The organism is Blastocatellia bacterium (assembly GCA_035573895.1).
Classification (GTDB): domain Bacteria; phylum Acidobacteriota; class Blastocatellia; order HR10; family HR10; genus DATLZR01.
Genome location: DATLZR010000013.1, coordinates 37,730 through 51,967, shown reverse-complemented (window position 1 = coordinate 51,967; position 14,238 = coordinate 37,730). Strand labels below are relative to the sequence as shown.

Annotated in this window: 13 protein-coding genes; all 13 read left to right on the top strand. The window is 61.7% G+C overall.

Annotated features, from left to right (window positions below):
* Positions 1–99 precede the first annotated feature (99 nt).
* On the top strand, positions 100–2,391 hold the full coding sequence (gene pta / locus VNM72_01485) for a phosphate acetyltransferase (protein HXF04070.1): 2,292 nt from the start codon (positions 100–102) through the stop codon (positions 2,389–2,391).
* Positions 2,392–2,461: 70 nt separating this feature from the next.
* Positions 2,462–2,923 (top strand): hemerythrin domain-containing protein, encoded by a 462-nt coding sequence (locus VNM72_01480; GenBank protein ID HXF04069.1) that lies wholly within the window; start codon positions 2,462–2,464, stop codon positions 2,921–2,923.
* A gap of 13 nt (positions 2,924–2,936) precedes the next feature.
* Positions 2,937–3,215 carry a 4Fe-4S dicluster domain-containing protein gene (locus tag VNM72_01475; protein HXF04068.1) on the top strand — a complete coding sequence of 93 codons (279 nt, stop codon included), beginning with the start codon at positions 2,937–2,939 and terminating at the stop codon, positions 3,213–3,215.
* On the top strand, positions 3,212–4,369 hold the full coding sequence (locus tag VNM72_01470; GenBank protein HXF04067.1) for a 2-oxoacid:acceptor oxidoreductase subunit alpha: 1,158 nt from the start codon (positions 3,212–3,214) through the stop codon (positions 4,367–4,369). The genes VNM72_01475 and VNM72_01470 overlap by 4 nt, the downstream gene beginning before the upstream one ends.
* Complete coding sequence (locus VNM72_01465; GenBank protein HXF04066.1) at positions 4,362–5,237, top strand: 2-oxoacid:ferredoxin oxidoreductase subunit beta; 876 nt, start codon at positions 4,362–4,364, stop codon at positions 5,235–5,237. Before VNM72_01470 ends, VNM72_01465 begins: the two co-directional genes overlap by 8 nt.
* 9 nt (positions 5,238–5,246) lie before the next feature.
* Positions 5,247–5,798: a 2-oxoacid:acceptor oxidoreductase family protein gene (locus tag VNM72_01460; GenBank protein HXF04065.1), complete on the top strand. Its 552-nt coding sequence runs from the start codon at positions 5,247–5,249 to the stop codon at positions 5,796–5,798.
* Between the two features lie 132 nt (positions 5,799–5,930).
* Entirely contained in the window at positions 5,931–7,067 is a 1,137-nt protein-coding gene (locus VNM72_01455) for a Glu/Leu/Phe/Val dehydrogenase dimerization domain-containing protein (GenBank protein ID HXF04064.1), read from the top strand.
* Between the two features lie 28 nt (positions 7,068–7,095).
* Entirely contained in the window at positions 7,096–8,529 is a 1,434-nt protein-coding gene (locus VNM72_01450) for an NAD(P)-dependent oxidoreductase (GenBank protein ID HXF04063.1), read from the top strand.
* A gap of 16 nt (positions 8,530–8,545) precedes the next feature.
* Positions 8,546–9,622 carry a butyrate kinase gene (gene buk / locus VNM72_01445; protein HXF04062.1) on the top strand — a complete coding sequence of 359 codons (1,077 nt, stop codon included), beginning with the start codon at positions 8,546–8,548 and terminating at the stop codon, positions 9,620–9,622.
* Between the two features lie 90 nt (positions 9,623–9,712).
* The gene (locus VNM72_01440; GenBank protein HXF04061.1) at positions 9,713–10,672 is read left to right on the top strand and encodes a phosphate acyltransferase; all 960 of its coding nucleotides are present in this window, start codon (positions 9,713–9,715) and stop codon (positions 10,670–10,672) included.
* Between the two features lie 259 nt (positions 10,673–10,931).
* Positions 10,932–12,065 carry an alanine dehydrogenase gene (locus tag VNM72_01435; protein HXF04060.1) on the top strand — a complete coding sequence of 378 codons (1,134 nt, stop codon included), beginning with the start codon at positions 10,932–10,934 and terminating at the stop codon, positions 12,063–12,065.
* Position 12,066: 1 nt separating this feature from the next.
* Positions 12,067–13,365: an acetyl-CoA hydrolase/transferase C-terminal domain-containing protein gene (locus VNM72_01430; GenBank protein HXF04059.1), complete on the top strand. Its 1,299-nt coding sequence runs from the start codon at positions 12,067–12,069 to the stop codon at positions 13,363–13,365.
* The gene (locus tag VNM72_01425; protein HXF04058.1) at positions 13,362–14,171 is read left to right on the top strand and encodes a hypothetical protein; all 810 of its coding nucleotides are present in this window, start codon (positions 13,362–13,364) and stop codon (positions 14,169–14,171) included. The genes VNM72_01430 and VNM72_01425 overlap by 4 nt, the downstream gene beginning before the upstream one ends.
* Positions 14,172–14,238 lie beyond the last annotated feature (67 nt).

Genomic DNA, 14,238 nt, shown 5'->3' with positions numbered 1-14,238 from the left:
GTTGAATGCGTCCATCAGCGCGCGTTTGCCACGAACGAAGGGGAGAGGACTCCTCGGCCTCGTTCGTGCGCATCGTGGGCTATTTTTCGGGAGGAGGTCATGATCAAGGAACAGGAAGCCCTCGATTATCATAGCCAGGGACGAAGGGGCAAAATCGAAGTCGTCCCCACCAAGCCCTGCCTCACCCAGCGCGATCTCTCGCTGGCCTACACGCCGGGAGTCGCCGTCCCCTGCCTGCGCATTCAAGCCAATCCCGACGATGCCTATCTTTACACGGCCAAAGGAAATCTCGTCGCCGTCGTCACCAACGGAACGGCTGTCCTGGGGTTGGGCGATATTGGCGCGCTGGCGGGAAAACCGGTGATGGAGGGCAAGGGGATTTTGTTCAAGCGCTTCGCCGATATTGATGTCTTTGACATCGAGATCAACACACATGATCCCGACGAAGTCATCCGCGTCGTCAAACTGCTCGAACCGACCTTCGGCGGCATCAATCTGGAGGACATCAAAGCGCCCGAATGTTTTTACATCGAGGAGACGCTCAAGCGCGAGCTGAGCATCCCCGTCTTTCACGACGATCAACATGGAACGGCGATCATTTCCGGAGCGGCGCTGCTCAATGCTCTGGAGATCGTGGGTAAGCGCATAGATGAGATCAAGGTCGTCTTCAACGGAGCGGGTGCGTCGGGCATCGCCTGCGCCAAATACTATCTCCGCCTGGGCGTGAAAAAGGAGAACCTGATCCTCTGCGACACCAAAGGAGTCATCTACAAAGGGCGAACCGTCGGCATGAATCCCTGGAAGGAAGAGCTGGCGGCAGAGACCGATGCTCGCACGCTGGCCGAAGCGATGGTGGGAGCCGATGTATTCGTCGGATTGTCGGTGGCTAACTGCGTGACGCCCGAGATGGTTCGTTCGATGGCCGAGCGCCCGATCGTCTTCGCCATGGCCAATCCCGATCCCGAAATCACCTGGGAGGAAGCCAAGGCCGCCCGCCCGGACGTCATCATGGCCACCGGACGCTCGGACTATCCCAATCAGGTCAATAATGTCCTCGGCTTCCCCTTCATCTTCCGGGGGGCGCTGGATGTTCGCGCCACCACGATTAACGAGGAGATGAAACTGGCAGCCACACGCGCTCTGGCGGCGCTGGCCAAAGAAGATGTTCCCGATTCGGTCATGAAAGCTTACGGCGGCGAACGTCTGCGGTTTGGACCGGACTATCTCATTCCCAAACCGCTCGATCATCGGGTGCTCATCTGGGAAGCGTCGGCGGTGGCTCAGGCAGCGATGGAAAGCGGTGTGGCCCGGCTGCACATTGACATCGAGGAGTACAAGGAGCAACTGGAGAGCCGCCTGGGCAAATCCCGTGAAGTGATGCGGATCATGATCCATCAAGCCAGGCGCAATCCGAAGCGCGTCGTCTTCCCCGAAGGGGAGAACGAAAAGGTGCTGCGGGCCGCTCATCTGCTGGTGGACGAGGGCATCGCTCGTCCCGTGCTGCTGGGCAATGAGGAGCGGATTCGTCAACAGGCGCGGGAGCTGGACATCGCGCTCGACGAGATCGAACTCATTGATCCGATCCGTTCGCCCAAGTTCGAGGGCTATGCCCGCGAATTCTACGAACTGCGCCAGCGCAAGGGCGTGACCTGGCGCGATGCTCTGGAGCAGATGCGCAATCCCACTATCTTCGGCGCGATGATGGTGCGGCGGGGCGATGCCGACGCGCTCATTGCTGGCGTCACCCAGCACTATCCGGAGACCATTCGTCCGGCTCTTCAGATCATCCAGATGCGGGAGGATGTGTCGCGCGTCTCGGGTCTCTACATGATGATCCTCAAGGACAAGGTCTACTTCTTCGCCGACACAACGGTCAACATCGAGCCGACGGCCGAGGAGCTGGCCGAAATCGCTCTCTGCGCCGCTGAGGTGGCCCGGCGCTTCCACATCGAGCCGCGCATCGCCATGATCTCGTTTTCCAATTTCGGCAGCGCCCGCCATCGGTTCGTGGATAAAGTCCGCGAGGCCACGCGCCTGGTCAAAGAGCGGGCTCCCGATCTCATGGTGGATGGCGAGATGCAGGCCGACACCGCCGTGGTGCCGGAGCTGATTGACGAATACTATCCCTTCAGCACACTCAAGGGGGGAGCCAATGTGCTCATCTTCCCCGACCTGCAATCGGCCAATGTGGCCTATAAACTGGTGCAGCGGCTCGGCGGGGCGGAAGCCATCGGCCCCATCCTCATGGGCATGCGCAAGCCGGTTCACGTCCTCCAACGGGGCTGCGAGGTCAAAGACATCGTCAACATGGCAGCCATCGCCGTGGTGGATGCTCAGGAGGCGGAAGAGAAACTCCTCCGGCATCCGGAACCCGTCACCGTCGGCGGATGACCTGAGAATCGAGCGGTCCGCCCGCCGAGCGGATTCCGGCGGGCGGACCGACCTCGAGGGAGTCGGAACGATGAACGAAACATCGGTCGCTACAGCTCAGGAGATTCTCCGAGAGCATGAGGTCGTGCGGTCTCTCCTCGGCGAACTGCGCGCCTTGCTCGACGAAGGAGAGGAGCACCATAACAATCCCGACTGGAACTGGCGACTCTGCGATAAGCTCTGGCAATTTCGCCGCCACCTCCTGCGCCATTTCATGCTGGAGGAGACGGGTGGATTCATGGAGGATGTCGTCCTGCGCTGGCCTTCGGCCGAGGAGCAGGTGAAGAAGCTCCGACAGGATCACGTGCGGATTCTCCGGAATGTGGATGACCTGATCAGTGCCTCCGATCTTCAGGCCACAGGTTGGGGGGCATCGTTTGCCGACTTTCGCCAGCGCTGTCAGAATCTTTTCGCTCTCATCCAGCGACACGAGACCGAAGAGAACGAGCTGATCCAGAAGGTTTACTATCTGGAGGTCTCGGCTCTCGACTGAAAGGGAGAGACGCATGCCGAACCAAGCTGCTCATGTGACCGTCGTTTCTCGCCCCTCCCGCGGGCGGGCGCGCGTTCATGTCTTTCTTCTGGCGGAGCGATGCAAGGGCTGCGCCTTCTGCGTGGAGTTCTGTCCCAAGCATGTGCTGGTGATGTCGGATCGGTTCAATGCCAAAGGGTATCACATCCCGCAGGTGGTGGACGAAAGCGCCTGTACGAATTGTCAGCTCTGTCAACTGTTGTGTCCGGAGTTCGCCGTCTACGTCGTTACGGAGAATGGATCGAAGCCATGACGTCCGATCGAGCGGTCCTCACCGGCGAACACTTCATCAACGGCGATGTCGCCTGCGCTGAAGGGGCACTGGCGGCGGGCTGCCGCTTCTTCGCTGGCTATCCCATCACGCCGGCTACCGAGATCGCCGAGCGCATGGCCGAACGCCTGCCCGAAGTGGGCGGAATCTACATCCAGATGGAAGACGAGATCGCCTCGATCAGTGCCGTCCTGGGAGCCGCCTGGGGAGGGCTCAAAGCCATGACGGCCACGTCCGGCCCGGGCTTCAGCCTGATGATGGAAAACCTCGGCCTCGGCATGATGACGGAAACACCCTGCGTCATCGTCAACGTTCAACGAGGGGGACCCTCGACCGGATTGCCGACGCTCGTCAGTCAAGCTGACATGATGCAGGCCCGCTGGGGCGCGCACGGAGATTATGGAGTCATCGCCCTGGCTCCCATGAGCGCCCAAGAGATGTTCGACCTCACCGTGCTCGCCTTCAACCTGTCGGAGACCTATCGCCTGCCGGTTCTCGTCATGAGCGATGCCGTCGTCGGCCACCTTACGGAGAAGGTGGTCATTCCGCCCCGGGATGAAATTCCGGTGGTGAACCGGAAGAAGTTCACCGGTCCACCCGAGGCCTACTGGCCCTTCCGCGCCGAGGCCGATTTGGTTCCGCCGATGGTGGCGGCCGGAGAAGGCTATCGCGTCTACATCACCGGACTGACGCATGACGAACGAGGCTATCCGGCAACATCCGCCGAGGTGCACGACGCCCTGGTGCGACGGCTGGTGGAGAAGATTCGGCGCCATGCCGACGAGATCATTCGGCTGGACGAGTGGGCGACCGAGGATGCTGAAGTGGTCGTGATCTCCTATGGCATCAGTGCGCGCGTGGCCCGCTATGCGGTTGAACGGGCCCGCCACAAGGGCCTGCCCGTGGGACTCCTGCGATTGGTGACCGTGTGGCCTTTTCCCGAAACGCGCGTGCGCGAACTGGCCGAGCAGATCAGAGCCTTCGTCGTGCCGGAAATTAATCTGGGACAGATCGCCCTGGAAGTCGAACGCGCTGCCGCCGGTTGTGCCCGCACGCGCCCGGTGACGCGCGCCGGCGGACGCGTGCACGATCCCGGTGAGATTCTGGCGGCCATTGAGGAGGCTCTCCATGAGTGAGACGCTCGCACATCCCCTCGATTATCTGCTGCGCACCGACCGCTTCCCGCATATTTGGTGTTCGGGCTGCGGCATCGGCATTGCGATGAAGAGTCTGCTTCTGGCGCTGGAGAATCTGAAGCTGCCGCTCGATCAGGTGGCCGTCGTGTCGGGCATCGGTTGTTCGGCTCGCGTCGCCAGTTATGTCAAGCTCGATGCCTTTCACACCACCCACGGTCGGGCCATCCCCTTCGCCACCGGGTTGAAGCTGGCCAATCCCCGGTTGACGGTCATCGTCTTCACCGGCGACGGCGATCTGGCGGCCATCGGGGGCAATCACTTCATCCATGCCGCCCGGCGCAATCTCGATCTGACGGTCGTCTGCGTCAACAATTTCATCTACGGCATGACCGGCGGACAGATGGGGCCCACGACGCCGCTGGCGGCGAAAAGCAGCACCAGCCCCTACGGGAACTTCGAGTATCCGTTCAACCTGCCGCGTCTGGCCGCCGCCAGCGGTGCCGTCTACGTCGCCCGCTGGACCGTCTTCCACGTTCGCCGCCTCATCACGGCTCTGGAGGAAGCTGTGATGAAACCCGGATTCAGCTTCGTCGAAGTGATTTCGCCCTGCCCGACCGGCTATTTGCGCCGCAATCGGCTGGGCGATGCGCTGGAGATGATGAAGTACTTCAAGACTCACAGCAAGATCGTTCATGGAACTCTTCCCGATGAGGATGGACTCGATGTGCGAGGTGAGATTATCCTTGGCAAGTTCGTGGATCGCGAGCGGCCAACCTACCACCAGATGATGCGTCGGCAACTGGCCGCCTTCATGGTCGAGCCCTACGTCGAGAAGGTTCATGACGAGATCGAAGCCGTGGAGGGATAACAGAACGCGATGAGCCACACCGAGGTGAGAATTTCCGGTTTCGGCGGGCAGGGAGTCATCCTGGCCGGCTATCTGGTGGGCAAGGCGGCGGCGCTCTATGATCATCGCTATGCCACTCTGGTTCAGTCCTACGGGCCGGAAGCGCGGGGCAGCGCCTGTAGCGCCCAGGTGATCATCGCCGATGAACCGATTCACTATCCCTATCTCACCCGACCCGACATCGTCATCGCCATGTCGCAGGAAGCCTACACGACGTTTGCCGCTGAGTTGAAACCGGAGGGACTGTTGCTCATTGATGAGGATTTGGTCGTCCCGGACCCGGTGCGACCCGACGTGCGCCTGTTCCGCATTCCGGCCACGCGCCTGGCCGAACAGCTCGGGCATCGCATCGTCGCCAACGTCGTCATGCTCGGCTGCCTGACGGCGCTCGCTCAGGTAGCGACGGTGGAAGCGATGACTCAAGCACTGGCTACCTCGTTCCCCTCGTCCGCTGTCGCCCTGAACCAGAAAGCGTTCGAGAGCGGATACGACTATGGCCGAGCAGCTCAAATCCCAGCGTAGCGCAGACTTTTCAGTCTGCCGACGTAGCGCAGATTTTCGAGTCTGCGAGAAACGCCGGCTGGAAAGCTTGCGCTCCAAGCGATACAGGCGGGGAAACCCGCGCGACTCCATTTTTTCGCCGGAGGTGACAGGATGAACTGCTTCTCCCGAATGGAAGAAGGCGGTCACGAGGAAGTGATCTTCTGCCAGAATAAAGACGTCGGATTACGGGCGATCATCGCCATTCACGATACGACCCTGGGACCGGCGCTTGGGGGGACCCGCATGTGGCCGTACGCGACCGATGAGGACGCTCTCATTGATGCCTTGCGACTGTCGCGGGGAATGACCTACAAGGCGGCGGCAGCGGGACTCAACCTGGGCGGCGGCAAGGCGGTCATCATCGGCAATCCCAAAACGGATAAATCGGAAGCGCTCTTTCGTGCCTTCGGGCGATTTGTGCAAAGCCTGGGCGGGCGCTTCATCACTGGCGAAGACGTGGGCATTGATGTCAACGATGTCGAGTACATGTACATGGAGACCGACTACGTCTGCGGATTGTCTCCCGCTCATGGCGGTGGCGGAGATCCCGCTCCGGTGACGGCGTTCGGCGTCGTCCAGGGAATGAAAGCGTGTCTGCTGGAGAAATTCGGCACCGATTCGTTTCAGGGATTGACCGTGGCCATTCAGGGTCTGGGGAGCGTCGGTTTTCATCTGGCCCAGCTCCTCAGCCGCGAAGGCGTTCGCCTCATCGGCGCCGACATTGACCCGGAGAAAACCGAGCGGGCACGGACGGAGCTGAAAGTGGAGATCGTTCCGCCGGAGGAAATTTACGATGTCCCGGCGGAAATCTTCGCCCCCTGTGCGCTGGGCGCAATCCTCAACGACCGCACGATCCCGCGCTTGCGCTGTCAGATCGTCGCCGGCGCTGCTAACAACCAACTGGAAGAGGATCGGCACGGCCTGGCGTTGCATGAGCGGGGAATTCTCTACGCTCCCGATTACGTCATCAATGCCGGTGGCCTCATCAACGTCTCGGTCGAGCTTGAAGGCTATGATCGTCGGCGGGCGCTGCGGATGACGCGGGGAATCTTCTACAACTTGAGGAAAGTTTTTCAGATTGCCCGCGAGCGGGGGATTCCCACTCATGAAGCTGCCGACCGCATGGTGGAGGAGCGCATCGCCATGGTCCGTCACCTCAAAGGCGTCTACACGGGAGGCCCGCTCCGACGCTATCGCTGGGAGCGCGCCAATGCCGGGGTGCGACCGGTCGAACCGCCAAGACTGTGATCTCACACATCCATTGGGAGGAAAAGCCATGATGCTGACCGATGTCCTGCGCGAGCGCGAGGGGAAGAAAAAAACCGAGTGGCCCCGACTCGATCCGGAGAAACGTCCGGTCGCCGAACGGGTGCGCGATTTCCGCGAGGTCTACATCGAATATGACCCCGTGACGGCGCAACTTGAAGCGCAGCGGTGTATCGGTTGCAAGAATCCGGCCTGCGAAGCCGCCTGCCCCCTTCACAATCGTATTCGTGATTGGCTCATCCTCACGGCCGAGGGGAAATTCCTCGAAGCCGCCCACCTCTCGCAATCCACCAGCAATATGCCGGAGATTTGCGGGCGCATCTGCCCGCAGGATCGGTTGTGCGAGGGAGCCTGCGTGCTCGGCAAAAAGCACGATCCGGTCGCCATCGGCGCAATTGAACGCTTCATCAACGAGTATGCCTTCCGCCAGGAGGGACTTCCCCGGCCCCCCATCGCTCCGCCGACGGGCAAGCGCGTCGCCGTCGTCGGATCGGGTCCGGCGGGATTGGCCTGCGCCGAGGAACTGGTCAAACAGGGCCACGACGTCGTCGTCTTTGAAGCCTGGCCGCAACCGGGCGGATTGCTCATCTACGGTATCCCCGGATTCAAACTCGAAAAATGGGTGGTCGAGCGGCGCATCCGTTATCTGGAGAGCCTGGGCGTGAAATTCGTCTGCTCGACCCGCATCGGCAAGGACCTCACCCTGAGTGATCTCTTCGAGCAGGGATTTCACGCCGTCTTTCTCGGCACCGGCGCTCAGGAAGCGAAGAATCCACGCCTGCCGGGAATGGAGCTGGAGGGTGTGTGCGAGGCATTGCCGTTTCTCATCCGCAATAATTTGGATGAGACGTACCTGCCGCCCGGGCAATGGAAGAAGGATGATTTGCGCGGGAAAAAAGTGACCGTTCTCGGCGGGGGCGATACGGCGATGGACTGTTTGCGCACGGCCGTTCGCCTGGGGGCAGCCCGCGTCATCTGCGTCTATCGGCGCGATGAGGAAAATATGCCGGGAAGCCGCGCCGAGGTGCAACGCGCCCGCGAAGAGGGCGTGGAGTTTCATTTCTACACCGCACCGGTGCGCTTCATCGGCGATGCCCAGGGGCGCGTCTGCAAAATCGAGTGCATCCGCATGGAACTCGGCGAACCCGATGTGGATGGCCGACGTAAGCCCATCCCCATTCCCGGCAGTAATTTTGAGATCGAGACCGACTTCGTCATCCTGGCCTTCGGATTTGAAGGTTCGCCCGTTCCCGGAGATGATCAAAAACGATTGGCCCTGACCCCCTGGAAGACCTATGAGGTGAACGACCAGAAGATGACGTCCTGGCCGGGTGTTTTCGCCGGCGGCGATTGCGTGCGCGGAGCCGATCTGGTTGTCACCGCCATCAAAGATGGGCGCGATGCCGCCCGGGCTATTGACGCTTATTTGAAACAAGCCGCCTGACTTGACCCAGACGACCATGGCCGCAAAAGAACCTCTCATTCTCGTCATCAATCCCGGCTCCACGTCCACGCGCGTGGGGCTGTTTGACGGCGAGCGGCCACGTCAGGACAAGACGGTGCGTCATCCGCCGGAGGAGTTGAATCGGTTCGCCACTCTCTGGGATCAATTGGAGTTTCGTCTCGCCTTTGTGTGGGATGCCCTCGCCGAGTGGACGTGCTCGGTCATGGATCTCGATGCGGTTGTCGGTCGCGGCGGCTTGCTCAAACCGGTTGACGGCGGTGTCTATCGTGTCACCGAGCGCATGCTGGAAGACGCGCGGCGGGGCATTCAAGGCCAGCACGCGGCCAATCTCGGCTGCGCCCTGGCCTGGGAGGTAGCCCGTCGGGCCGACGTCCCCGCCTTTGTCGTGGATCCCGTCTCGGTGGACGAGTTCGAGCCGCTCGCACGACTGTCGGGCCATCCGCAGATTCCCCGACGGAGCCTCACCCACGCGCTCAGCGTTCATGCCATCGCCCGCGATGCAGCCCATCGCCTCGGTCGGCCTCTGGAACAAACACGCTTCATCGTCGGTCACCTGGGTGGAGGAATATCCGTCTGTGCGGTCAGGAGCGGACGCATCATTGATGCCAATGATGCTTCCAGCGAGGGACCGTTCTCGCCGGAACGAACCGGCGGTCTGCCGCTTCAGCCCGTCATCACGCTCTGCTTCTCCGGGCGCGTGACCGAAAGCGAAATGCGCCGTATGGTGATGGGCCAGGGCGGATTGGTGGCCTATCTGGGAATCACCGATGCCACGGCAGTCGAAAAGCGCATCGCTCAAGGAGATACCTACGCCGCTCAGGTCTATGAAGCGATGGCCTACCAGATCGCCAAAGAAATCGGGGCCATGGCCGCGGTGCTCAACGGTCGGGTGGATGCGATTCTCCTCACCGGGGGACTGAGCCGGTCAGACCTGCTGGTCCGATGGATTCGACAGCGCGTGGAGTTCATCGCCCCGGTGATCGTCCTCAGTGAAGACATGGAGATGCGGGCTTTGGCCGCTGGCGCCCGCCGCGTCCTGATGGGCGAGGAAACGGCCAAAGAATACGTCTGATGAGGGAGTGGGAGCCATGCGCATCCGTCCGATCCGCCTCGATCACAACAGTATCGCAGGATTCCTTCCGGGAATCGGGAGGACGAAGCGATGACATCGGCGATTTACAGCTTTGATGAGATGGTCGAGCACGCCCGTCTCATCCCCGGCAAGAGAATCGTCGTTGCCGGCGGCGACAATCGCGCCGCGCTCGAAGCGGTCATCGCCGCTGCCGCCGAGTTCCGGACCGAGACTCTCGTCGTCGGTCGGCGGGATCGGATTCATCCGCTGCTTCGCTCGCTCAAGGCCGATCTCCCCATCCTCGATTGCTCCGATGACGCCGAGATCGCCCGCGAGGCCGTCGCCCGGATCCGCGCCGGACAGGGGGACATTCTCCTCAAAGGTTCGGTTGATACGGCCACCGTGATGCGGGCCGTCCTGGACTCGACAAGCGGCCTCCGCACCGGTCAGCTTTTGAGCGATGTCTTCCTCTTCGAGAATCCCGCCCGACAGCCCAATCGGTTGATGATGATCACCGATGGAGGAATCAACGTCAGTCCCGGTCTGGCCGAAAAGATCGAGATCATCCGCAATGCCGTGCGCGTCGCTCAGGTGCTCGGCTGGGAGATGCCCAGGGTCGCTCTTCTCTCGGCGACAGAGAAAGTCACCCCCGCGATACCTTCCACGCTGGAAGCGGCGGTGATCTCGAAGATGAACGAGCGGGGACAAATCCCCGGCTGTCTCATCGAGGGTCCGCTGGCGCTCGATCTGGCCGTAGCGCCCGAAGCGGCTGAGGCGAAGGGGATCAGTTCGCCCGTCGTCGGGCGCGCCGACATCCTCGTGGCGCCAAATATCGAAGTCGCCAATGTCCTGGCGAAAAGCACAGTCTACTTCGCCCGCTTCCGTCTGGCCCACGTCACGGTGGGAGCTTCCGTTCCGGTGCTCATCCCTTCGCGATCCGATAGCGCCGAGGCGAAATTTCTCTCCATCGCGCTCGGTCTTCTGATGCGCGCGAGGGAAGGAGTATCCCCGTCGCCCGAAAGCCCACCGCGACCGACACAGACGGCGTGAGAACGTCGGAGGAGCGACTCATGGAGCGGGACTTCCGCCCGGAAATGACGAAAAGTAGACTTTTCCGTCCGCGACAGGGCGTGGGCTGGAAAGCCCGTGCCCTTTTTTCCGAGGAGATGGAGCCGCAGGTTCCACCGATTTTACCGAGCGAGAGGAATCGGTGCGAATCTCCTCCATTTGTGGCTTCAGGGAATAAACAATCGAGCTGAAAAATCGGTGCCACTGTGTGAGATCTGTGGCCCTTTTCTCAGGAGGACGCATGATCATCGGCATTCCCAAAGAAGCTCCGGTGATGAAAGGAGTCGAGGAAAAGCGCGTCAGTCTCTCACCTGCCGGCGTGCGCGATCTGAGAGGTCTCGGAGCCGAAGTGGTGGTTGAATCGGGCGCGGGTGCGGGTGCGGGATTCAGCGACGAGGAGTATCGCGCGGCCGGAGCCCGAATTGTCTACTCTCACGAGGAGGCTTTTCGCCGGGCCGATCTTGTGGTCAAGGTTCAACGCCCCGATGTTTCGGAGTGGGGATTGTTCAATCCGGCGACGGCACTCATGGCCTTTCTCCACCTGGCGGTGGCGCCCAGGGAGTTCATCGAGATGCTCGTCGAGCGGCGCATGACGGCCATCGGGTTCGAGATCGTTCGTCGGGATGACGGATCGCTTCCCATCCTTCGCGCATCGAGCGAGATCGCGGGACTCATGGCCGTTCAAATCGCCGGGCGGCTGCTGGAGACGACCCACGGTGGGCGCGGCGTGCTTCTCGGAGGCATTCCCGGCATCCCACCCGCCGACGTCGTCATCCTCGGCGCCGGGACGCTCGGCTACTACGCGGCGCGCGCTTTCCTGGGTGTCGGGGCCAACGTCTATGTCCTCGACAAGGAGATCACCCAGTTGATGAAGATTGACGCCGCCTTCGGTGGGCGCGTCGTCACCGCCCTGGCGACGAGAAATAACATCGAGAAGTTCGTCACGTTCGCCGATGTCCTCATCGGAGCCGTTCTCGTCCCCGGTCAGCGGGCTCCCGTGCTGGTGACAGCCGACATGGTCAAGCGGATGCGACCGGGGAGCATCATCATGGATTTCTCCATTGATCAGGGCGGATGCGTGGAGACGTCCACTCTGACGCCTCACGAGGACTTCCTTTTCACGGCTCACGGGGTGATCCATTTTTGCGCTCCCAATGTTCCCGCGATGGTGGCTCGGACGTCGTCTCATGCGCTGACCAATGCGCTGTTGCCGTATCTGTCGGAGATCGTCGGGCGCGGCCTGCCGGCGGCCCTGAAAACGGATGCGGCGCTCCGGCGCGGCCTCTATGCTCTGGAGGGAACGATCTCCGCCAGCCTGGGACTCGCCGGCGTGCCTGCGGCCGATCTGGAGCAAATGGTTCAGGAGATGCCTTGAGATGAATTGGTGGAACGACTATCAACGGAAGCGCGTGACGGCCGAGGAGGCCGTCTCGGTCATCACCTCGGGCAATCGTCTCTATGTCAGCGGGAATGCGGCCACGCCCTATGTGTTGCTCTCGGCTCTGGCTGCGCGAAGGGATGAACTCCGCGGCATCTCGGTCACGTCGGCCTTGCTGCTGGGCAACGATCCGCTGTCCCAACCCGGCATGGAGGAACACTTCCGGCTCAATTCCCTCTTCGTCGGGCCAGCGGATCGGGCCGCCGTCAACGAGGGTCGCGCCGATTACGTTCCCATCTTTCTGCACGAAATTCCCGAACTCTTCCTGTCGGGTCAGATGCCGCTCGATGTGGCCTTGATCCAGACGAGCCCGCCCGATGAGCACGGCTTTTTGAGTCTGGGCGTCGAATGCCTCATGACGATGGCGGCCATCACCGCCGCGCGGACCGTCATCGCTCAGGTCAACGACCGGATGCCTCGCACCATGGGCGACTGCTATGTCCACGTCTCCAGGGTGAGCCGTATCGTGGAAGTCTCCTGCGACCTGCCGGAGCTGGAGCGGTCGGGCATGACCGAGGTCGAGCGAAAGATCGGTGAGTACATCGCCGAACTCATCGAGGATGGCTCCACATTGCAACTGGGCATCGGCGGTATCCCCGATGCCGTGCTCGCGTCGCTGCAGGGGAAAAGGGATCTCGGCATCCATACCGAGATGATCTCCGACGGCGTCATGGAAGCCATCGAGGCCGGCATCATCACCGGCGCGCGGAAGACGCTCCATCCCCGCAAGGTCGTCTGCACATTTGCCCTGGGCAGCCGTCGCCTCTACGAATACCTCCACAACAACCCCCTGTTCGAGTTCCATCCGGCCAACTACACCAATGATCCATTTGTCATCGCCCAGAACGACAAGATGGTGGCGGTGAATTCCGCCATCGAGGTGGATCTCACCGGTCAGGTCTGCGCCGATTCCATCGGGACGATGATCTATTCCGGCGTGGGCGGCCAGGTAGATTTCATTCGGGGAGCGGCGCGGTCGCGCGGGGGCAAACCCATCATCGCGCTGCCGTCAACGGCGCGCGGCGGCACCGTCTCCCGCATTGTTCCCGTGCTGCGGCCCGGCGCCGGTGTGGTCACCACGCGGGCCGATGTCCATTATGTCGTCACCGAGTACGGCATCGCCTATTTGCACGGCAAGAATCTGCGCGAGCGGGCGGAGGCGCTCATTCGCATCGCCCATCCGCAGTTCCGCGAGGAATTGCTTCGCGCCGCTCGCGAAAGGAGGCTCGGATTATGAAACCCCTCATCCCGATCACCCTTCTCTGTGTGGGAGCGAGCGCGATGACTATCGGCTCGGTCTCCATGTTCGTCACCCCGAGCCAGGAGTCAAAAGCACTGGAGAACAATAGCTGCGTCACCTGCCATCGAAATATCACAGCCCCGATCGTCGTCAGTCAACGCTACTACGATTGGCACCTTTCGGTTCACAAGGAAAAGGGCGTCGGTTGCGAAGCCTGTCATGGCGGCGATCCCAGCCGCGCCGAGGCCAAACAGGCTCATGCGGGAATGCTTCCTTCGTCGGATCCGGCCAGTCGGACTCATGGGAGGAACCAACCGGAGACCTGCGGCCGGTGCCACGCGGAGATTCGCAGCGCATTGGCCGCAAGCGCCCACCAGTTGAAACTCGGCATCGCCGAGATCGGCCCCACCTGCACGACCTGCCATCGTCAGATGGCCAACTCCACCGTGAGAAGCCCGCAGGAAGCGGCAGCTCTCTGCGCCACCTGCCATAACTCACAGGATGGGCTCATGCCGCCTCGACCCGAACTGGTCAAACAAGCGGAAGAAGTCATGCTCGCCCTCAGCCGGGCCAACGCCGTCATGATCTGGGCCGACCGATTGATCGAAGCCGCCCAGAGTCAACGCGTGACCGTGACCGACGAGCAGAAGCAACTGGACCAGGCGCGAGGCGAGTTGAAGAGCGCCCGGATCGAATGGCACACATTCCGCTTCGATCCCGTGCGGACGAAGGCCGACCGCGCGTTCACTCAGGCCACAGCCGTCAAAGACCGACTGATGAAAAAACTCTATCCGGGGTCATAGACATGATGCCCCTGGACGGGGCTTGCCGGGAGTGCACGCCTTCCGGCGTGCGCTCCTACAGCCCCAC